17 protein-coding genes are annotated in these 19,450 nt (G+C 68.5%); 1 reads left to right on the top strand and 16 read right to left on the bottom strand.

Features of this window, described 5'->3' with window-relative positions:
- Nucleotides 1-24 precede the first annotated feature (24 nt).
- The 16 genes from BSZ40_RS00760 to BSZ40_RS00685 all read right to left on the bottom strand — a co-directional run bounded on the left by BSZ40_RS00760 (nucleotide 25) and on the right by BSZ40_RS00685 (nucleotide 17,980).
- Nucleotides 25-1,020, bottom strand: a complete 996-nt coding sequence (locus tag BSZ40_RS00760; RefSeq protein WP_073822258.1) for a polyprenyl synthetase family protein — start codon at nucleotides 1,018-1,020, stop codon at nucleotides 25-27.
- Nucleotides 1,017-2,624: an NADH-quinone oxidoreductase subunit NuoN gene (nuoN, locus tag BSZ40_RS00755; protein ID WP_073822256.1), complete on the bottom strand. Its 1,608-nt coding sequence runs from the start codon at nucleotides 2,622-2,624 to the stop codon at nucleotides 1,017-1,019. The genes BSZ40_RS00760 and nuoN overlap by 4 nt, the downstream gene beginning before the upstream one ends.
- Nucleotides 2,621-4,168, bottom strand: a complete 1,548-nt coding sequence (locus tag BSZ40_RS00750; RefSeq protein WP_073822254.1) for an NADH-quinone oxidoreductase subunit M — start codon at nucleotides 4,166-4,168, stop codon at nucleotides 2,621-2,623. Before BSZ40_RS00750 ends, nuoN begins: the two co-directional genes overlap by 4 nt.
- 15 nt (nucleotides 4,169-4,183) lie before the next feature.
- A complete protein-coding gene (gene nuoL / locus BSZ40_RS00745; RefSeq protein ID WP_084542514.1) occupies nucleotides 4,184-6,142 on the bottom strand; it encodes an NADH-quinone oxidoreductase subunit L in 1,959 nt (652 codons plus the stop codon).
- A 10-nt stretch (nucleotides 6,143-6,152) separates the two neighbouring features.
- A complete protein-coding gene (gene nuoK / locus BSZ40_RS00740) occupies nucleotides 6,153-6,452 on the bottom strand; it encodes an NADH-quinone oxidoreductase subunit NuoK (RefSeq protein ID WP_073822252.1) in 300 nt (99 codons plus the stop codon).
- Nucleotide 6,453: 1 nt separating this feature from the next.
- Nucleotides 6,454-7,410 (bottom strand): NADH-quinone oxidoreductase subunit J, encoded by a 957-nt coding sequence (locus BSZ40_RS00735; RefSeq protein ID WP_084542513.1) that lies wholly within the window; start codon nucleotides 7,408-7,410, stop codon nucleotides 6,454-6,456.
- Nucleotides 7,407-8,057 carry an NADH-quinone oxidoreductase subunit NuoI gene (gene nuoI / locus BSZ40_RS00730; protein ID WP_073822250.1) on the bottom strand — a complete coding sequence of 217 codons (651 nt, stop codon included), beginning with the start codon at nucleotides 8,055-8,057 and terminating at the stop codon, nucleotides 7,407-7,409. Before nuoI ends, BSZ40_RS00735 begins: the two co-directional genes overlap by 4 nt.
- Complete coding sequence (gene nuoH / locus BSZ40_RS00725) at nucleotides 8,050-9,390, bottom strand: NADH-quinone oxidoreductase subunit NuoH (protein ID WP_073822720.1); 1,341 nt, start codon at nucleotides 9,388-9,390, stop codon at nucleotides 8,050-8,052. The genes nuoI and nuoH overlap by 8 nt, the downstream gene beginning before the upstream one ends.
- A gap of 8 nt (nucleotides 9,391-9,398) precedes the next feature.
- Nucleotides 9,399-11,918 (bottom strand): NADH-quinone oxidoreductase subunit G, encoded by a 2,520-nt coding sequence (locus BSZ40_RS00720; RefSeq protein WP_073822248.1) that lies wholly within the window; start codon nucleotides 11,916-11,918, stop codon nucleotides 9,399-9,401.
- A gap of 1 nt (nucleotide 11,919) precedes the next feature.
- The gene (gene nuoF / locus BSZ40_RS00715) at nucleotides 11,920-13,179 is read right to left on the bottom strand and encodes an NADH-quinone oxidoreductase subunit NuoF (protein WP_124852388.1); all 1,260 of its coding nucleotides are present in this window, start codon (nucleotides 13,177-13,179) and stop codon (nucleotides 11,920-11,922) included.
- A gap of 47 nt (nucleotides 13,180-13,226) precedes the next feature.
- On the bottom strand, nucleotides 13,227-13,910 hold the full coding sequence (gene nuoE / locus BSZ40_RS00710; protein ID WP_073822244.1) for an NADH-quinone oxidoreductase subunit NuoE: 684 nt from the start codon (nucleotides 13,908-13,910) through the stop codon (nucleotides 13,227-13,229).
- Nucleotides 13,910-15,256 (bottom strand): NADH-quinone oxidoreductase subunit D, encoded by a 1,347-nt coding sequence (locus BSZ40_RS00705; protein ID WP_073822718.1) that lies wholly within the window; start codon nucleotides 15,254-15,256, stop codon nucleotides 13,910-13,912. The genes nuoE and BSZ40_RS00705 overlap by 1 nt, the downstream gene beginning before the upstream one ends.
- 14 nt (nucleotides 15,257-15,270) lie before the next feature.
- Complete coding sequence (locus BSZ40_RS00700) at nucleotides 15,271-16,005, bottom strand: NADH-quinone oxidoreductase subunit C (RefSeq protein ID WP_073822243.1); 735 nt, start codon at nucleotides 16,003-16,005, stop codon at nucleotides 15,271-15,273.
- Nucleotides 16,002-16,565, bottom strand: a complete 564-nt coding sequence (locus BSZ40_RS00695; protein ID WP_073822242.1) for an NADH-quinone oxidoreductase subunit B — start codon at nucleotides 16,563-16,565, stop codon at nucleotides 16,002-16,004. The genes BSZ40_RS00700 and BSZ40_RS00695 overlap by 4 nt, the downstream gene beginning before the upstream one ends.
- A 12-nt stretch (nucleotides 16,566-16,577) precedes the next feature.
- Nucleotides 16,578-16,937, bottom strand: a complete 360-nt coding sequence (locus tag BSZ40_RS00690) for an NADH-quinone oxidoreductase subunit A (protein ID WP_073822241.1) — start codon at nucleotides 16,935-16,937, stop codon at nucleotides 16,578-16,580.
- A 350-nt stretch (nucleotides 16,938-17,287) separates the two neighbouring features.
- A complete protein-coding gene (locus BSZ40_RS00685; protein WP_073822240.1) occupies nucleotides 17,288-17,980 on the bottom strand; it encodes a demethylmenaquinone methyltransferase in 693 nt (230 codons plus the stop codon).
- Nucleotides 17,981-18,035: 55 nt separating this feature from the next.
- On the opposite strand from BSZ40_RS00685, the gene BSZ40_RS00680 reads away from it, so the two are divergent.
- A complete protein-coding gene (locus BSZ40_RS00680; RefSeq protein WP_073822716.1) occupies nucleotides 18,036-19,325 on the top strand; it encodes an isochorismate synthase in 1,290 nt (429 codons plus the stop codon).
- Nucleotides 19,326-19,450: the final 125 nt, after the last annotated feature.

Raw genomic sequence — 19,450 nt, 5'->3', positions numbered from 1 at the left:
AGAGGCTTCTCATGTTGCTGCCGGTTAGGCCGTGCGGCTCACGGTGAAGGTCGCGAACTCCTCCAGCGCCTGACGCACCGACCCGTGGGGCAGCTCCGCGAGGGACTTTACCGCCGCATCCGCCCACTGCCGCGCCATCTGGCTCGTCTGCTCCGTCACTGTGTGCGCCCGCAGGGCGGCCACCACGCGCGCCAGCTCCCGATCGTCGCTGAGGCCGGTGCTCAGGGCCGCCAGAATCCGCTGCCCGTCCCCATCCAAGGTGCCGTTGCGCTGGGCGGCCCGCAGCAACAGCACCGGCATCGTGTCGACCCCCTCCCGCAGGTCGGTGCCCGCCACCTTGCCGGTGTCGGCGTCGGACAGGTCGATGACGTCGTCGGCTAGCTGGAAAGCCACCCCGACCTTGTCGCCGTACTCGGCCAACATCTCGCCGTATTCGCGGGCCCCCGCCAACTCGGCCCCCTCCCGCGCGGCTAGGGCCACCAGCGAACCAGTCTTGTCGGCCAACACCTGCAGGTAGAACGCGACAGGGTCCTCGTGGCGCGGACCGATCGTTTCGTTCAATTGCCCGCGGCACAACCGCTCGAACGTGACCGCGTGCTGCAGCACCACGGACGGCCCCAGCCGTGCCGCCATGCTGGAGGCGCGGGCGAACAGCACGTCGCCCGCCAAAATCGCCACCGAGTTGCCCCACAGGCGGTGCACCGACGGGGCCCCTCGCCGCACCGGAGCGGCGTCCATGACGTCGTCGTGGTAGAGGGTCGCCAGGTGCGTCAGCTCCACCGCCGTCGCCGCCTTCAACACGGCCTCGCGGCGGGCCGGGTCCGCGTAATCCCCCAGCTGCGCGGTCAGCAGGGTCAACGCCGGGCGGATGCGTTTGCCGCCCGCCGTCTGCAGGTGGGCCGTGGCCGCGCCGATCACGGTATCGGCGTCGGCCACGGCGGCCCGCAGCCGCTCTTCGACCTCGGCGAGGTCGGCAGTGATGAGTTGCTGCAGCGGCCCGGTCAGCTCGTCAAAGGTCATGGCAGCAAGAATGCCGCATTGACGAGCAAATTGAGAACTGGGGTGGGCCACAGACCCAAAATGATGGTGCCAAACGCGCACAGGCCCACGGCCACGTTCGTCAGCCCTTCGGTCCGCACTACGGCAACCTGCTGGCCGTCGGGCTCCGTGAAGTACATGAGCACGATGAGCCGCACGTAGAAGAACGCGGTAGCGGCCGAACACAGCACCGCGGCCACCACCAGCACCCAGTTCCCGGCGGCGCCGGCCTGCGAGAACGCCAAGTACTTGCCGTAGAAACCGGCCGTCAACGGAATACCGGCGAAGGACAGCAGGAACAGCGCCATGCAGGCCGCCAGCAGCGGGCTGCGCCGCCCCAACCCGGCCCACTGCGCCAGGTGGGTGGCCTCGCCGTGAATGTGTCCGTCGGCGTCGCGTTCCCGCACCAGGGTAACGATGGCGAACGCCCCGATGGTGGCCAGGCCGTAGGCCAGCAGGTAGAACAGGGTCGCGGTCAGGGAGGGAGCCCGGAAGGCGAAGAGACCGAGCAGCACGAAACCGGCGTGCGCCACCGACGAGTAGGCCAGCATGCGCTTGATGTTGGTTTGCACCAGCCCAAGGACGGTGCCGACCACCATCGTCAGGATGACGATTCCCCACAGCAGCGGCCACAGCAGCTCCTGCAGCGTCCCTGCCACTAGGTACAGCACCCGCAGCAGCGCCAGGGTGGCGGCCGCCTTGGTGCCGGCCGCCATGAACCCGGTCACCGGGGTGGGTGCCCCCTGGTAGACGTCGGGCGTCCACGAGTGGAAGGGGGCCGCGCCGACCTTAAAGAGCAGGCCGAGGAGGACCAACACGCTGCCGAGCACCAGCAGCCACACGCCACTCCAGGAGGCACTGTTGGCCTCGGCCTGCAGGTAGGCAGCCACCTGCGTGATGTGGGACAGCTGTAGCGAACCGGCAAAACCGTAGAGGAAGGCGATGCCCATCAGGGTAAAGGCGGAGGCGAAGGCCCCCAGCAGGAAGTACTTCAATGCCGCTTCCTGCGACAGCAGGCGGCGCCGCCACGCCATGGCGGTGAGCACGTACAGCGGCAAGGAGAGTACCTCCAGCGCGATGAACAGGGTGACGAGCGAGCCCGACACCGGGAAGGCGAGCATGCCGCCGAGCGCAAAGAGCAGCAGCGGGAAGACCTCGGTTTGCTGCAGGTTGGCGCGGTTGGAGGCCGCCTCCTCGGCCGAACCCGGCCGGTCGGCGGCGTGGGCCACGAACGCCCCGTCCCCCAGGCTGGTGCGGTCTGCTACCACCAGGAAACCAACGAAGCCGAAGAGAGCCAAGATGCCCTGGCTGGCGACCCCGAAGGGGTCTTCGATGAGCCCGCTGCCGACCATGTGGGTGCCCGGAACCTGCCCGGCCTCCGCCAGCGCCGAGATGGTGAACCACCGCCAGGCCACCAAGACGAAGGCCACCAGGGCGGCGCCGAGGGACAGCACCAGTTGGGTGGGGCGGCGGGCACCGGCTGGCACGAAGGCTTCCACGAGGACGCCGACGACGCCCGCCCCTAGCACGACGAGGAGGGGAGCTAACGCCCCCCAGGCAATGTCGGGGGCCTGCAAGACGTTCACAGCGAGGTCCTTTCCGCCAGGGGGAGGGGCGTTTGCGGGACAGGGGCGATGTTTACCACCGTTTGGTCAGCCACCGGGGCCAAGTACTTAAGCGCGGTGACCTGGGGCGCCAAGCCGAGCAGCATGACGGCGAGGACGAGCGGGGCGAGCGCGCCAATCTCCCGCTTGTTCAGGTCGGTTAGTTGCGGTCCCTGCGCGGGCGGCCCGGCAAAGACCCGTTGGTAGGGCCACAAAATGTACAGGGCCGCGAGTACGACTCCCGCCATGGCGACGATGCCGACCCACAGCTTGGTGCTGAGCACGCCCATCAGCACCAGGTATTCGGGGACGAAGCCGGATAGACCGGGCAGGGCGATGGAGGCTAGGCCTCCGAAGAGCCACAGGCCCGCCAGCACCGGGGTGATGCGTTGCATGCCGCAGAAGTCGCTGATCTGCTGGCTGCCTGCCCGCCGGGTTAGGAAACCGGTGGTCAGGAACATGAGGGCGATCGACAGGCCGTGGGCCAGCATGTACAGCATGGCCCCGCTCAGCGCGGTGGCGTTGCCGATGAAGATGCCGAGCACAATGAAACCGAAGTGGCTGATCGAGGTGTAGGACACCAGGCGCATTAAGTCGCGTTGGCCGATGGCCAGCAGCGCCCCGTAGATCACCGAGACGAGCGCCAGCACGATGATGACCGGGGCGGCCCAGCGGGAGGCCTCCGGGAAGAGCGGTAGGCACAGGACGATCATGCCGAAGGTGCCGATCTTGTCCAGCAGCCCCACCAGCAGGGTCGCCACCCCGGGGTGGGACTGTTCGGCGGTGTCGGGCAGCCACGTGTGCACCGGCACCATGGGGGCCTTGATCGCGAAGGCGATGAAGAACGAGACGAAGATCAGGCGTCCGGCGGGGCCCTCGACAGGCGCGATGGTCAGCGTGTCGATGAGGAAGGCCGTCTGGCCGCCGGGCCCCAGGGCCCCCAGCGCGACGACGCCCACCAGCATGATCAGCCCCCCAAAGAGGGAGAAGAGCAGGAACTTCAGGGCCGCGGCCCGCCGCTTGGCACCCCCGTAGGAGCCGACGAGGAAGTAGGCGGGCACCAGCATCGCCTCGAACGCGATGTAGAACAGGAAGACGTCGCGGGCGGAGAAGATGATGACGATGAAGCTCTGCAGGGCCAACACCAGGGCCGTGAAGGCGGCCCGCCGCCGGTCGACGTCCTCCCCGGGCGCGACCTGGTCGAAGTCCCGCCAGGCGGCCACCAGCACGAGGGGCACGAGGAAGGCGGTCAGGCCCAGCATGGCCAGGCCCAGGCCAGTGACGCCCAGCGCCCAACTGATGCCGAGGGCGGGCACCCAGGCATAACGCTCGCCGAGTTGCACGGCTCCGGCCTGGGCGGTGTCGAACTGACAGAAGGCGACGGCCACGAGCAGCAGCGGACCGGCGGCGCAGGCCAGTCCCAGGGGCCGCGCCAGGGGGGCCAGCGGGCGCACCAACCACAGGGCCAGCGCTCCGAACATGGGCACCACCGCCATGAGCGTGAGCAGCGGGAAAGTCGATTCCATGAGTCGTTTTCTCCTTTACAGGCTCACACCGAAGACCACGGCAAGCGCCACGGCCACGCCCAGCAGGATGGTGACCGCGTAGGCGCGGACGTAACCGTTTTGGGTGGCTTGGGCCAGCTTGCCTGCCCCGGCGATTGCCCGGGCGGTGCCGGTCACCGCGCCATCGACGGCCACCTGATCGGTCAGCACCAGGCCGTTGGTGAGCACCTGGCCGGGCCGCATGAAGAGGTTTTCGTTGAGGGCGTCAGCGTAGAGGTCGCGGCGCGCGGCCTGGGCCCAGACCGAATCCGGGGGTGTCAGCGGCACGGGTCGCCTGCCGTACATCTGCCAGGCCAGAGCCGCCCCCGCCACCACCAGCGCCAAGGTCAGGCCCATGATGACGGCGATGGGCAGCACGGGTTCTACGTGCGGGGTGGAGCCGATGGCGGGCTCCAGCCAGTGGGTGAAGGCCCCGCCGATGGTCAGCACCCCACCCAGGACAACCGAGAAGGCCGCGAGGATCAGCATGGGCACGGTCATCAGGGCGCCGCTCTCGTGCGGGTGCACCTGCCCACCCAGCTCCGTATCGGCGTCGGTGGTCCAGCGCCGCGCACCGTAGAACGTCATGAAGAACAGGCGCGACATGTAGAAGGCGGTGATGCCCGCGCCCACCAGGGCGATGGTGCCGAAGATCCAGGGACGCGCCCCGTCGCCCACGAAGGCCGCCTCGATGATCTTGTCCTTGGACCAGAAGCCGGCAAAGGGCGGCACCCCGAGGATGGCCAGCCAGCCGACGGCGAAGGTGGCCCAGGTGATCTTCATGGCGGTGCGCAGCCCCCCAAAGCGCCGCATGTCGACCTGGTCGTTCATGCCGTGCATGACGGAGCCGGCGCCGAGGAACATGAGGGCCTTGAAGAACCCGTGGGTCAGGAGGTGGAAGATAGCGAAGGCGTAGCCGACCGGGCCGAGACCGGCAGCCAGCATCATGTAGCCCAGCTGGGACATGGTGGAGGCAGCCAGCACCTTCTTCAGGTCGTCCTTGGCCGATCCGACGATGGCACCGAACAGGAGCGTGATCGCCCCGACGATGGCCACGGCGAGGGCCGCCCCGGGGGCCAACAGGTAGATGGGGGCCGAGCGCACCATCAGGTAGACGCCGGCGGTAACCATGGTGGCGGCGTGAATGAGGGCCGAGACCGGGGTCGGGCCAGCCATGGCGTCCCCCAGCCAGGCCTGCAGCGGCACCTGCGCGGACTTACCGCAGGCCGCCAGCAGCAGGAAGAAGCCGATGGCGTTCACCCAGTGCGACGGCACTTGGCCGATGCGCTCGGCGATGTCGGTGAAGGCGGTCGAGCCGACGGTAGCGAACATGACTCCCATGGCCAGCAACAGCCCAACGTCGCCGACTCGGTTCATGACGAACGCCTTCTTGGCGGCCGCAGCGTAGTCCGGCCGGAAGTTCCAAAAACCGATCAGCAAGTAGGAGGCCAGGCCGACGCCTTCCCACCCGACAAACAGCAGGGTGTAGGAGTTGGCCAGCACCAAAGTGAGCATGGCGGCGATAAAGAGGTTGAGGTAGGCGAAGAAGCGCCGCCGGTCCTTGTCGTGCGCCATGTACGCCACGGCGTAGATGTGAATGAGGGTGCCGACGATGGTGACCAGCAGCGCGAAGGTCACCGACAGGGGGTCGATGCGCAACCCGTAGCCGACCTGCACGTCGCCCGCGGAGAACCACAGCAGCAGTTGGGAGTCCATGACCCGCTTGGCGGCCGGCAGGCCGAGCAGCTGGGCGGCCAGGAGCAGGGAGAAGCCGGCGCTGCAGGTGGAGGCAGCCACCGCCAGCCAGTGCCCCCACTTGTCACTCTTGCGGCCCGCCAACAGCAGCGCCAGGGCGCTGATGAGCGGCACGATAATGACGAGCCAGGCAGCAGCGGCAGCCCCGGTCAGCGGCACGGCGGCGACGCCGGGGACGTAGTTGTCCAGTGGAATAGTCACTTGCGGTCCCTCAGTTCTTCAGCAGCGTGACATCGTCGACCGATGCGCTGCGGGCGTTGCGGAAGATGGACACGATGATGGCTAGGCCCACCACCACTTCGGCGGCGGCGACCACCATGACGAAGAAGGCCATGACCTGGCCCTCCAGGTTGCCGTGTATGCGCGCGAATGTGATCAAGGTGAGATTCGCGGAGTTGAGCATCAACTCCACCCCCATCAGGGAGATGACGGCCGAGCGGCGGGTGAGCACGGTGGCAGCGCCGATGATGAAAAGCACCATCGCCAGGATTAGGTAGACGCTTACGGGCATATCAGTGCTCTTCCTGCTCGGCCGGGGCGGTTGCCTGCGGGGAGGCGGGCGGCAACGCGTCCAGGGGGAGGGCGGGGGCGGGGCTGGTGCCCGGCATCCCCAGGGCACCGGACTGTCCAACCCGCTGGTTGGCGGCGGGGCCGTGCAGCGGCTGGCCTGCCGCCAGCGCGGCGACGACGTCGGGCGCAACCTCGGCCAGCGCCTGGCCTTGCCCGCGCACGCGCAACACCTGGGGGACGGATTCTTCCACCACCTCGCCGGTGCCGGCCAGGGCCGGGGCGGTGGCGGCATTGGTGCGGGCGTAGACACCGGGGGCGGGTTTTTGCCCCAGGTGGACGCCCCGCTCCTGATAGGCGCGCATCTTGGCGGCGGCGGTGGCCGCCAGGTCCTGTTTGGGACCGTGGCGGTGCTTGTGGGTCAGGGTCATGGCACCGACGGCAGCCACGATGAGTAGGGTGCCGGTCAGCTCCATGGCGGCCACGTGGTTGCCAAACAGCACGTGCGCCAGCGCCACCGGGTTGGTGTCGGCATTCGCCTCGGTCAGCCCGATCGGTTTGAGGTCCTTGGTGGCCCGCACGATGAAGGCCAGCAACAGCCCGAGGGTGCCAAGGGCGGCGAGCACGGTCAGGGGGAGCTGGAAGCGGAGGCGCTCCCGCCAGGTCTCGGTCTGGCCGACACCGACGAGCATGATGACGAACAGGAAGAGCATCATCACCGCACCGGTGTAGACCACCACCTGCACGGCCCCCACGAATGGGGCCTCTTGCGCTATGTAGAGGAACGCCAGGGGCACCATCACGAAGATCATGGCCACGGCGGCGTGCACGGGCTTCTTGGCCAGCAGCACCCCAAGGGCGGCAATGACGATGAGGGGCGCGGCGACGGCGAACAGGACCGTCTCACCGCCGGACAGGGTGCCGTCGACGGTCAGGGACATCGGGTGGGTCAGCAGGTTCACTGCTGCACCTCCTTCGCTTCGGCACGCCGGGCCTCCACCCACTCGCGCTGCGCGGGGTGCACGCCGGTGATGTTGCCGCGGTAGTAGTCGGCGTCCGTGGTGCCGGGCACCATCGGGTGGGGGGCGGGCAGCATTCCCTCAGCGAGCGGCGCGAGGATGTCGGCCTTCTCGTAGATCATGTCTTCCCGCGTGGTGTCTGCCAACTCGTAGTCGTTGGACATCGTCAGGGCGCGGGTCGGGCAGGCCTCGATGCACAGTCCGCAGAAGATGCACCGTAGGTAGTTGATCTGGTACACGCGCCCGTAGCGCTCGCCGGGCGAATACTGGGCGTCGGGGGTGTTCGGGGCGGCCTCCACCAGGATGGCGTCGGCTGGGCAAGCCCACGCGCACAGCTCGCAGCCGATGCACTTTTCTAGCCCATCGGGGTACCGGTTGAGCTGGTGCCGCCCGTGGTAACGCGGCTGCGTGGGGGGCTTTTCAAACGGGTACTGCTCAGTGACCGGCTTGCGGAACATGGAGGACAGGGTGATGCCGAAGCCCTTGACCGGTGCCAGCAGTTGCCCGAGTGGACCCTTGGGATCCGGTTCGTAGGAGATCGTCGGTTCGAAATCGACCTGGGGACGCTGGGCAGGCGTGTGGTCACTCATCGGTGGCCTCCTTCGCGCTGGCGGTAATGGTGTGGGCGGCGCGCGCCGCGCGGGCGGCGGCCCGGGGCGACGGCGGCAGGCTCTGGCCGGGCAGCGGCGGCACCGGGTAACCGCCCGCGAACGGGTCGATCTGCCCGGTCGGCGGTTGCGGTCCATCCAGCCTGGCCGCCTCTTCGTCGGGGGAGGCGGCGGGCAGGAAGAAGATGATGACGAGGGCCACCAGGGCCACGGCCAGGATCCCGACGGTCACCTGGGTGCTGGTCAGGGTGGTGAACTCGCGCAGCCCCTGCATGATGGCCAGCCCCACGAGCCAGGCCAGCGAACCGGGGATGAGCACCTTCCACCCGAGGGCCATGAACTGGTCGTAGCGGAAGCGCAGCAGGGTCCCGCGCACCCACACCATGAGGAACATGAACAGCCAGATCTTGGCGATGAACCACAGCATCGGCCACCAGCCGGTGTTCAACATCCCGTCGCCGATCCACGACAGCGGCCAGGGGGCCCGCCAGCCCCCAAAGAACAGGGTGGTGGCCACGGCCGAGACGTTCAGCATGTTGATGTATTCGGCCAGGAAGAACCAGGCGAACTTCATGGAGGAGTACTCCACCATGTGGCCGGCCACCAGCTCCCCTTCGGCCTCGGGCAGGTCGAAGGGCAGGCGGTTAACTTCGCCGATCATGGAGATGACGTAGATGACGAACGCCGGGAACAGGGGAATGAACCACCAGATGTCGGTTTGGGCGTCGACGATGGCCGAGGTGGACATCGAGCGGGACACCAAGAAGACCGACACCAGCGACAGCCCCATGGACAGCTCGTACGAGATGACCTGGGCGGAGGAACGCACGGCACCCAGCAGCGGGTAGGTCGAGTGGGAGGACCAGCCCCCCAAGACGATGCCGTACACCCCGAAGGCGGTGATCGCCAGGATCAAGAGGACCGCGATGGGACTATCGGTGAGCTGCAGCGCGGTGGTGTGCCCGAAGATCTCGACATTCGGCCCGAAGGGAATGACGGAAAAGACGGTAAACGCTGACAGCGCCGCGATGGTGGGGGCCAGCACGTAAATGAATTTGTCGGCCCCCCCGAGCCAGAAGTCTTCCTTCAAGATGAGCTTGCCGGCGTCGGCGATGGCTTGCAGCAGGCCGAAGGGGCCGTGCGCGTTCGGCCCGCGCCGGGTCTGCATCCGTCCCAGCCCGCGTCGCTCGACCCACAGGGCGATCAACACGGACAGGATCAGGAACACCAAGATGAATACCGCCTTAATGAGCGACACCCACCACGGGTCGGCCGGTATCGTGCCAGCCGGAATGATTGGGGCAAAGTGGTTCATCGTTGTGTTCATCGGTTCGCCTTCGCGCTGAGCTGGACGACCGCCCCGGCGCTAACGCCGAGAGTGCCGTGGACATCGCTGCCTGCCGAACACTGCGGGAGCCACACGACGCGGGCGGGCAGGTCGGCCAAAGCAAGCGGCAAAGTGATGGTGCCTGCGGGGCCCGACACCTGCAGCTCCTGCCCCGCCTCGACACCGAGTTCGGCGGCGGTGGCGGCCCCCAGGAGGGCGACACTGCGGCGGGCCGTGCCCGCCAGGTACGGTTCACCGTCCTGGCAGCGGCCCTTGTCCAGCAGGGGCTTGTGGGTGGCGAGCAGCGCCTGCCCGGCGGCGGGCACGGACAGCGGGCCGGCGGCGCGGGCGGTGAACTCGACTGGGGCAGACCAGGGAGCCAGGGCCTCCAGGTCAGCAACCGCGGCCGCCAAGCTGCCTAGTCCCAGATCGACGCCGCATTCGGCCGCCAAGCGGTGGAGCACCTCGCGGTCGGGTAGGGCGCGGGAGGTAAGCACCTGCCCGAACGGGCGGCGGCGGCCCTCCCAGTTGAGGTAGGTGCCGCCCTTCTCGACCGGCGGCGCGACCGGCAACACCACTTCGGCGTACTCGGTGACCTCGCTCGGCCGCACCTCCAAGCTGATGATGCGGGCGGTGGCCAGGGCCCGGCGGGCGGTGGCCACGTCGGGGCAGTCGCGCACATCGACGCCCCCGATCACCAGGGCGGTCAGTTCCCCGGCGGCGGCCGCCGCCCACATGGCCGCGGCGTCCCGGCCGGGGGTGGTCGGCAAGGAGCCGCCCCAGTGGGCTTCCAGTTCGCGCCGCGCGGCGGGGGCAGCCAGCGGGCGACCGCCGGGCAGCAGGCCCGGCAGCGCGCCGACCTCAACGGCGGCCCGCTCCCCCACCCGGCGGGGGATCCACGCCAGGCGGGCACCGGTGCGTTCGGCTAGGGCCACGACGGCGCTGAGTAGGCCCGGCACGGCGGCGGCCCGTTCGCCGACGACGATCACGCCGCCCGCCAGGTCTGCCGCCAGCTGCGCCTGGGGGCCGTCGGCTGCAATGCCCGCCACCACTTCCGGCTCGGCGCCGGGCGCGGCGGCCAGGCGGGTGGCACGCAGCTTGCTGCTGCCCGCGGTGGTCAGCGGCGCCAGGGTGGCAACCCGCGCGGTGCCCGCCAGCACCCCCTTGCGCAGTCGCAAGAACACGGTGCCGCACTCGTCTTCCGGTTCGAAGCCGACCAGCAGCACTTGTCCGGCCCGCTCCAGCTCGGTGTAGGTCACGCCCCGCCGCCCGGCGACGTGTGCCGCCAGGAAGCTGAGCTCCTCGTCGCTAGCGGAGCGCACCCGGGCGTCGATGTCGTTGGTGGCGGCCACCATGCGGGCAAACCGCGACCAGGCGTAGGCGTCTTCCAGGGGCAGGCGCCCCCCCGGCAGGAAGCCGGTGGACCCGCGCGCCTCGGCGAGGAGCTGAGCGGCCACGTCCAGGGCATCGGCCCAGGAGGTGGGCACGAGCGCACCGTTTTCGTCTCGCACCAGCGGGGTGTCGAGCCGGTCGGGCAGGCTCTGCCAGGTGAACGCGAAACGGTCCTTGTCAGTAATCCACTCTTCGTTCACCTCGGCGTCCTCGCCCGCCAGTCGGCGTAGCACCGTGCCGCGCCGCACGTCCACCCGAATGGCCGCCCCGGAGGCGTCGTGCTCGGTGATCGAGTCCAGGCTCAGCAGGTCAAAGGGCCGGGAACGGAACCGGTAGGCCGCGCTGGTCAGCGCGCCGACGGGGCAGATCTGCACCGTGTTGCCGGAGAAGTAGGAGGCGAACGGGCGGCCCGACTCGTCGAGCTCGGCCGCGCCGACGGGCCCCGGGTGCATGCCACCCACTAGGCCCGCCTGGCCGCCCGGGCCTGCGTATTGGTCCAGCGTGGGCGCCCCCGCGTCGGCGAACCCGAGCACGGCCGCGTCGAAACCACCGATCTGCTCCTTGGCGCCCCGCCCCTGCAGGTCGATGAAGGCGTCGCCCGCGATCTCCTTAGAGAAACGCACGCACCGCTGGCACAGGATGCAGCGGTCGCGATCCAGCAGGATCTGGGTGGAGACGGCCAGCGGCTTGGGGTAGGTGCGTTTGGCGTCCTGGAAACGGGAGGTGGCCCGCCCGTTGCTGAGCGCCTGGTTCTGCAGGGGGCATTCCCCGCCCTTGTCGCACACCGGGCAGTCCAGCGGGTGGTTGATGAGGAGGAACTCCATGACCCCCTCTTGGGCCCGCTGGGCGGTAGCCGACGTCAGCTGCGTGGCCACCTCCATCCCGGGGGCCACCGTCATGGTGCAGGAGGCCTGCGGCTTCGGCATGGGGCGGACGACGCCTTCGCGGTCCGGCATCGCCACGTCCACCAGGCACTGGCGGCAGGCTCCGACCGGCTTCAGCAAGGGGTGGTCGCAGAAGCGCGGAATGTGGATGCCCACCTGCTCGGCGGCCCGAATAATGAGGGTGCCTTTTTCGACCTCGACCTCGGTGCCGTCGATCTTGATCTTTACCATCTCGGTCATCTCACACAGCTCCCAACGCGGAGGCCTCGTAGGGGAAGAGCTCGCGGGCGGGCGTGGTCAGGCCCTGCTCAAACTCGGCGCGGAATCGCTTGATACCGCTCTGGATGGGGGTGGCGGCCGCGTCCCCGAGCGCGCAGAACGAGCGGCCGAGGATGTTGCCGGAGATGTCTAGCAGCAAGTCGACATCCCCGGGATGCCCCTTGCCTTCCTCCAAGCGGTGCATGATGGCCCGCATCCAGTAGGTGCCCTCCCGGCACGGGGTGCACTTGCCGCACGACTCGTGCGCATAAAAGTCCGTCCACCGGGAGATGACCCGCACCACCGAGGTCGTCTCGTCGAACACCTGCAACGCCCGGGTGGCCAGCATCGACCCGGCCGCCCCCACGGCCTCGTAGTCCAGCGGGATGTCCAGCTCGGCCTCCGTGAAGATCGGGGTGGATGACCCACCCGGCGTCCAAAACTTCAGCTGGTGGCCGGGGCGGATACCGCCCGCCATCTCGATGAGCTCCCGCATGGTGATGCCGAACGGGGCCTCGAACTGGCCCGGTCGGGCCACGTGCCCCGACACCGAGAACAGGCCGTGGCCGGGGGACTTCTCCGAGCCCATCGCGGTAAACCACTCCACCCCGTGGCGCAGGATGCCCGGGACGGAGGCCACCGATTCCACGTTGTTGACGACGGTGGGGCGTGCGTACAGCCCCGCCACCGCTGGGAAGGGGGGCTTCAGGCGCGGGTGCCCGCGGCGGCCCTCCAGCGAGTCCAGCAGCGCGGTTTCCTCCCCACAGATGTAGGCCCCGGCCCCGGCGTGCACCGTCAGTTTCAGCTCCCCGCCGTCACGCCCGGTGCGCAGCCAGCCTGCTTCACGCGCCTCGCGGGCGGCGGCCAGCAGCCGCCGGTAGACGTGCACCACCTCGCCCCGCAGGTAGATAAAGGCGTGCTCGCAGCCGATGGCGCGCGAGGTGATGGCCACCCCCTCGATGAGGGCGTGCGGATTGGCCAGCAGGGTGGGAATGTCCTTGCAGGTGCCGGGCTCGGACTCGTCCGCGTTGACTACCAGGTAGCGGGGACCACCGTCGGCAGGCGGCAGGAACGACCATTTCAGCCCCGTGGGGAAGCCCGCCCCTCCACGGCCGCGCAGGCCGGAGGCCTTGACCAGTTCCGTGATCTGGGCCGGCTCCAACTCCCAGGCCTTCTCCAGGCCGGTGTAGCCGCCCCGCTCCCGGTAGGCAGCCAGCGTCCACGACTCGGGCTGATCCCACATGTCGCTGAGCACCGGGGCCAGGGTCCCGGGGGCAGTAAATTGCTCGCTCACTGCTCCTCCTCGATAGGCTGCGGGGCACTCCAGCCCTGGGCTCGGGCGATCTCCAGGCCGCGCAGGCTGGCCTCGCCCGCCCCCGGCCCTTGGCCCGCCAAGCCGTCTTCAAAACCGGCCAACGTGCGGGAAACTTCGCGGAACGTCGGCAGCTTGTCCGGCCCCCGCGTGGGGGCCACCTCCTTGCCCGCCGCCAAATCGTCGACCAGCTGTAGGGCGCTGTCGACACTCTGGTTGTCGAAGAACTCCCAGTTGACCATGACCACGGGGGCGTAGTCGCAGGCCGCGTTGCACTCCAGGCGCTCCAGGCTGAGTTTGCGATCGGCGCTGGTCTCGTCGTGCCCCAGGTCCAGGTGGGCAGAGACCGCCTCCCAAATGGCGTCCCCACCCAGGACGGCGCACAGCGAGTTCGTGCACACCCCGACGTGATACTCCCCGCTCGGGTGGCGGCGGTACTGCGTGTAGAACGTCGCCACCGCGGAAACCTCGGCCCGGGTCAGGCCCAGGATCTCGGCCACCAACGTGATGCCGGCGGGGGAGACGTAGGAGTCGACGGACTGCACCAAGTGCAGCATCGGTAGCAACGCACTGCGCTCGTACCCGGCGGGGTAACGCGCGATGATCTCGGCCGCATCGGCCCGGAACTGTGCCTCGACATCGGCACTCCACGATTGACTCATTAGCGGTCCACCCCTCCCAGCACGGGGTCGATAGAGGCCAAGGTGACGACGACGTCCGCGAGCTGCCCGCCCTCAGCCATCATCGCCATCGACTGCAAGTTGGAGAACGAGGGCTCCCGGAAGTGCACCCGGTAGGGGCGGGTACCACCGTCGGAAACCAAGTGCACCCCCATTAGTCCCTTGGCGTGCTCCACCTGCGTGAAAACCTGCCCGGCCGGCACCCGGAAGCCCTCGGTAACCAGCTTGAAGTGGTGAATGAGGGCCTCCATGGACGTGCCCATGATCTCGCGGATGTGCTCCAGCGAGTTCCCCTGCCCGTCGGCACCCAGCGACAACTGCGCGGGCCAGGCGATCTTCTTGTCCGCCACCATGACCGGGCCCGGGGTGGCGTCCAGGCGGGCCAGGCACTGGTCGATGATCTTGAACGACTCGTAGCACTCGTCGAACCGGATGCGGGCCCGGTTGTAGCCGTCCGACTTGTGGTAGACCGGCACGTCGAAATCGAAGGTTTCGTAGCCGCAATACGGCTGGGTCTTGCGCACGTCATAGGGCAGCCCCGCCGCCCGCAGGCACGGGCCAGTCAGCCCCAAGGCCAGGGCGGCACTCAGATCGATCGTGCCCACGTCGACGTGCCGCAGCTTATAGATCGGGTTGGCCAGCACGATGTCGCGCATCTCGCCCAGGTCGCGGCGAATGTTCGGCAGCAGCGAGCGGATGTAATCGGTGGTGCCCTCCGGTAGGTCCTGCGCCAGGCCCCCGGGCCGAATGTAGGCGTGGTTCATGCGCAAACCAGTCACTCGCTCGAAGATCCGCAGGATCTCCTCCCGGGCCCGGAACGCGATGGTCATCATCGTGGTCGCCCCGAGCTCGTTGGAGGAGGTCCCGAGGGCCACCAGGTGGGAGGCCACCCGGTTGAGTTCCATCATCAGCACCCGCACGAGGCTGGCGCGTTCCGGGATGTCTCCCTCAATGCCAAGGAGTTTTTCCACCGCCAGGCAGTAAGCCACCTCCTGGAAGATGGGCGCCACGTAGTCCATGCGGGTCGCGAACGTCACCCCCTGGGTGAAGGTCCGAAACTCCATGTTCTTTTCGATCCCGGTGTGCAGGTAGCCGGTGCCCACGCGCACCTCGCGCACCGTCTCGCCCTCTATGTCGAGGATGAGGCGCAACACCCCGTGGGTGGAGGGGTGCACGGGTCCCATGTTGACCACGATGCGTTCGTTGGCCAGTTCCTCCACCTGGCTGGTGATCTCGTCCCAGTCCCCGCCGTGGGCGGTGAACTCGGGCACCACGGTCTCGGGTTCGGCGGCTGGGCCAGTGGCAAAGACCCGTTCGGCGCGGTCCATGTTGTCGTTGCTCATCAGGAGTAGTTCCTCCGCGTGTCCGGCGGGGGCACGGTGGCACCCTTGTATTCCACGGGGATGCCCCCCAGCGGGTAGTCCTTGCGCTGCGGGTGCCCCACCCAGTCGTCGGGCATGGCCGTCCGGGTCAAAGCCGGGTGGCCAGTGAAGATGATGCCCAGCAGATCCCACGTCTCGCGCTCGTGCCAATCGTTACCGGGATAGACCGCGACCACCGACGGAATGGTGGGATCACTATCCGGGCAGGTCACCTCCAACCGCAGGGTACGGTTGTGGGTCAACGAGTTGAGCTGATAGCAGGCGTGCAGCTCCCGCCCAGCATCGCCCGGGTAGTGCACCCCATTGACGCCGACGCACAGCTCGAAACGAAGGTCTTGGTCGTCCCGCAGGATGCGGCAGACCTCCAGGATGTGGGCGCGGGCGATAAAGATCGTCAGCTCGCCGCGGTCCACCACGACCCGCTCGATGACGTCGGCCACCTGGTAGCCGCGCTCGGTCAGCACCTCCTCCAGGATCTCCACGGCTTCGTCGAACCAGTCCCCGTACGGGCGCGGCGAGGCACCGGGCAGCACCACCGTGCGCACCAGCCCTCCCATGCCGGAGGTGTCACCGCTGGTGTGGGCCCCGAAGAGCCCGTGCCGGGTGTCGATAACGTCGGGAGCGGGCCGCCCGTGCGGCGGCGCCGCGGGGGCCAGTGCGTCGGCCGACGGCTCAGCCGGAACGAGATCACTCATGCCAGGAGGCCTTTCATTTCATGCGTGGGCACCGCCGCCAGGGCGGCGGCTTCGGCGGCCTTGGCGGCCTTGACCCGGTTAGCGCCCAGCGGGGCGCCCTTGATGCACTGGTTCTTCAGCTCGAAGATGGCGTGCAGCAGCATTTCGGGGCGCGGCGGGCAACCAGGCAGGTAAATGTCCACGGGCACCACGTGGTCCACGCCCTGCACCAGCGCGTAGTTATTGAACATGCCCCCGGACGACGCGCAGGCCCCCATGGCGATAACCCACTTGGGCTCGGGCATGGAGTCGTAAATGTTGCGCACGACGGGGGCCATCTTGTGCGACACCCGCCCGGCCACGATCATGAGGTCGGCGTGCCGCGGGGAGGCCCGGAAGACCTCCGAGCCAATGCGGGCGATGTCGAAGCGGGGGGCGGCGGTGGCCATCATCTCAATGGCGCAGCAGGCCAGCCCCATGGTCACGGGCCAGATCGAGCTCTCGCGGGCAAGCCCCGCAATCTTCTCAATGCTGGTCAACAGGAAGCCGGACGGCGCCTTTTCTTCAATGCCTAGTTGCATCAGGTGTGCCTTTCAGTCCCAGTCCAGCCCACCGCGCCGCCATTCATATATGAAGGGCACGGTGATGAGGGCGATGAAGGTGAGGGCGGCCACGAGGCCATACAGCCCGAGCGTGCCGAAGGACACGGCCCACGGGTAGAGGAAGACCACTTCGATGTCGAAGATGATGAACGTCATGGCCACCAGGTAGTACTTGACCGGGAAACGAGCCTGCTCACCCGCACTGGGAGTCGGGTCGATACCGCATTCGTAGTTGGCGATCTTGACGCTGTTGCGGCGCTTGGTTCCGATGATGGTGGACACCGCCAAGCCGCCGACGGCCACGAGGAAGGCCACCGCCAGCATCAGCAGAATCGGCACGTAAGGGTTCATGAGTTCTCCCGGTGGCTAGTGCGGCGCTCCACCTGGGGGTCTCGCACGTGCCCACACCGGGCACGGGGGAGGTTGCTCAAGGGGGCTCCTACACAAAACATCGCGGTCATTGCAGACCTCTGCCCTGACGGGGAGGGTCGCGCAAGGCACCCTATACCGGGCGAGTTAAGGCGCTAACCACCCCGTCCCCACCCTCAGGTTTTCCGCAGGATTGCGGGGATAGGCCCATCTGGGACGAAAGGCCCTGCTGCCGGATTAACGCCCACACCTGCCCTATTTTCGCGCGCCAGTCCGCACGTATTCCCGCCAGTGTTGGCTCCGTCACTTTTACCCCGGGGCCACCAACTTGCCTAGCGGGGCGCAAACCCGCGATGCAGTGCCACGATGCCGCCCGACAGGTTGTGGTAGCCCACCCGCTGCCAGCCGGACTCGCTCAGCAGCTGCGCCAGCTCCTGCTGCTTCGGCCACGCCAGGATCGACTCCGCCAGGTAGTCGTAGGCCTCCACGTTGGAGGAAAAGACGCGGGCCAGGCGCGGCAACAACTGCCGCAGGTACAGCTCGTAGACCCCGCGGGTGGGGCGCCCCGTCGGGGTGGAAAACTCGCAGACCACCAGATGCCCACCCGGCTTGGTCACGCGCAGCATCTCCCGCAGTGCCCGCTCAGTGCCCTGCACATTCCGCAGCGCGAACGAGATGGTCACCGCATCGAACTCGGCGTCCGCGAACGGCAGGTCCGTGGCGTCGCCCTGCACGAAGGTCAGGTGCGGGTAACGGCGCCGCCCCTGCGCGATCATGCCCGGCGAGAAGTCGCAAGCCACCACGTCGGCCCCGGCGCGCGCGAACTGGGCCGCCGACGTCCCGGTGCCCGCCCCCAGATCAAGCACCCGCATGCCGGGGCGCGCCCCCACCGCCCGGCGAGTGGCCCGCCGCCACAGGCGATCCTGCCCCAGGGACAACACATCGTTGGTCAAGTCGTAGCGTTTGGCGACACGATCGAACATGCCCGCCACTTCGGCGGGCTGCTTGTCCAGGGAGGCTCTCATGGCCCCAATTGTGGCAGGCAGGCAACCCCAGTGGCACCCAGCTACCCTGGAGCCGATGAATACTGCGCCCGTTTTGCACGCCGCAACGGTCGATATCACCGACCACCCGGCACTGCCCTGCGACCTCCTGGAGCTGGCCAGCCCCTCCCCCACCACGGTGACCTGGCTGCGGGACGGTGACGGCTTTGTCGGGGTGGGACGGGTTGCCGACCACCAGGCCAACGGCGCGGGCCGCTTCGCGGAGCTGTCAGCCTGGTGGCGGGCGGTCGCCGCGCAGGCGCACAACGACGATCCCGTGCAGCTTTTCGGCAGCGGACTGCTGGCCTGCGGCTCGGTAGCTTTCGCTCCCACGTCTGAGCGCCGCTCGCGCCTGGTCGTCCCGCGGGTGGTGGTGGGGCGCCGGGCGGGCCGGGCCTGGCTGACCGTCATCGACTCGGCGCCGGTGGACTCCCCACGGCCGGACGCCGTGCTGGCCCAGTTGCGGGCCGCCCATACGCCGCCGACCACGCCGAGCGCGCCGCGCACCCGGCCCGGGGCACTGCGCCGCCCCCAGTGGCAGGCCGCGGTTGGCGAGGCAATCGAACTGTTGCGGGCAGGCAAGCTGGCCAAAGTGGTACTCGCTCGCGACCTGGCCATCGACTTTGCCGCCCCGCTGGATGTGCGCAGCCCGCTAGGGTCCCTGACCCGCACCTACCCGAACTGTTGGACGTTCGCCATTGATGGCCTGCTAGGGGCCACCCCGGAAATGCTGGTGCGCCTGGATCAGGGGCTGGTCACTTGCCGAGTGCTGGCCGGCACGATCCACCGCACCGGAGACGACGACGCCGATGCCGCTCGGGCGGGGAGCCTGGCCCGCTCGTCGAAAAACCTGGCCGAGCACGAGTACGCCGTGCAGTCGGTGGCGGACGCTTTGGCTTCCCACTGCGCGACCCTCAACGTGCCCGAGCATCCTTTCGTGTTGCAGCTTGCCAACGTCATGCACTTGGCCACGGATGTCACCGGCGTGCTGCCCGCTGGCAGTCCCACCTCCAGCCTGCAGCTGGCGGCGGCCCTGCATCCGTCGGCGGCAGTCGGCGGCACCCCGCGGGTGGCAGCTTTGGCACAGATCGCCCGCCTGGAAAAGATGGACCGCGAGGCCTACGCCGCCCCGGTGGGCTGGTTGGGGGCCGACGGGGATGGCGAGTGGGGCATCGCCCTGCGTTGCGGGCAGTTGTCTCCCGACGGTCGCTCCCTGCGCCTCTTCGCCGGCGGTGGGGTGCTGGCGGAGTCGGACCCAGCCGCCGAATTGGCGGAGACAGAAGCCAAGATGCGCCCCATGCTGACTGCCGTCGGGCTGGCGCATTAATAGCTGCGCCGCCCGCTGCGGCAAATTAAGGGCAAACAAATTTTGCCCGGGCAAACGTTTACCGGGATGATCTCGCGCACACGACCACCCGGCCGATCGTGAACAATTTTCCGCATTTTGGGCGG

The organism is Buchananella hordeovulneris (assembly GCF_001907235.1).
GTDB classification, from domain to species: Bacteria; Actinomycetota; Actinomycetes; order Actinomycetales; family Actinomycetaceae; genus Buchananella; species Buchananella hordeovulneris.
This window is presented reverse-complemented; position numbering and strand designations above follow the sequence as displayed.

Coding starts and splice junctions, on each gene's coding strand:
- BSZ40_RS00760 (WP_073822258.1), bottom strand. CDS start 1,020: ATGACCTTTGACGAGCTGACCGGGCCGCTGCAGCAACTCATCACTGCC.
- BSZ40_RS00750 (WP_073822254.1), bottom strand. CDS start 4,168: ATGGAATCGACTTTCCCGCTGCTCACGCTCATGGCGGTGGTGCCCATG.
- nuoK (WP_073822252.1), bottom strand. CDS start 6,452: ATGCCCGTAAGCGTCTACCTAATCCTGGCGATGGTGCTTTTCATCATC.
- nuoI (WP_073822250.1), bottom strand. CDS start 8,057: ATGAGTGACCACACGCCTGCCCAGCGTCCCCAGGTCGATTTCGAACCG.
- nuoH (WP_073822720.1), bottom strand. CDS start 9,390: ATGAACCACTTTGCCCCAATCATTCCGGCTGGCACGATACCGGCCGAC.
- BSZ40_RS00720 (WP_073822248.1), bottom strand. CDS start 11,918: ATGACCGAGATGGTAAAGATCAAGATCGACGGCACCGAGGTCGAGGTC.
- nuoF (WP_124852388.1), bottom strand. CDS start 13,179: ATGTGGGATCAGCCCGAGTCGTGGACGCTGGCTGCCTACCGGGAGCGG.
- nuoE (WP_073822244.1), bottom strand. CDS start 13,910: ATGAGTCAATCGTGGAGTGCCGATGTCGAGGCACAGTTCCGGGCCGAT.
- BSZ40_RS00705 (WP_073822718.1), bottom strand. CDS start 15,256: ATGGACCGCGCCGAACGGGTCTTTGCCACTGGCCCAGCCGCCGAACCC.
- BSZ40_RS00700 (WP_073822243.1), bottom strand. CDS start 16,005: ATGAGTGATCTCGTTCCGGCTGAGCCGTCGGCCGACGCACTGGCCCCC.
- BSZ40_RS00695 (WP_073822242.1), bottom strand. CDS start 16,565: ATGCAACTAGGCATTGAAGAAAAGGCGCCGTCCGGCTTCCTGTTGACC.
- BSZ40_RS00690 (WP_073822241.1), bottom strand. CDS start 16,937: ATGAACCCTTACGTGCCGATTCTGCTGATGCTGGCGGTGGCCTTCCTC.
- BSZ40_RS00685 (WP_073822240.1), bottom strand. CDS start 17,980: ATGAGAGCCTCCCTGGACAAGCAGCCCGCCGAAGTGGCGGGCATGTTC.
- BSZ40_RS00680 (WP_073822716.1), top strand. CDS start 18,036: ATGAATACTGCGCCCGTTTTGCACGCCGCAACGGTCGATATCACCGAC.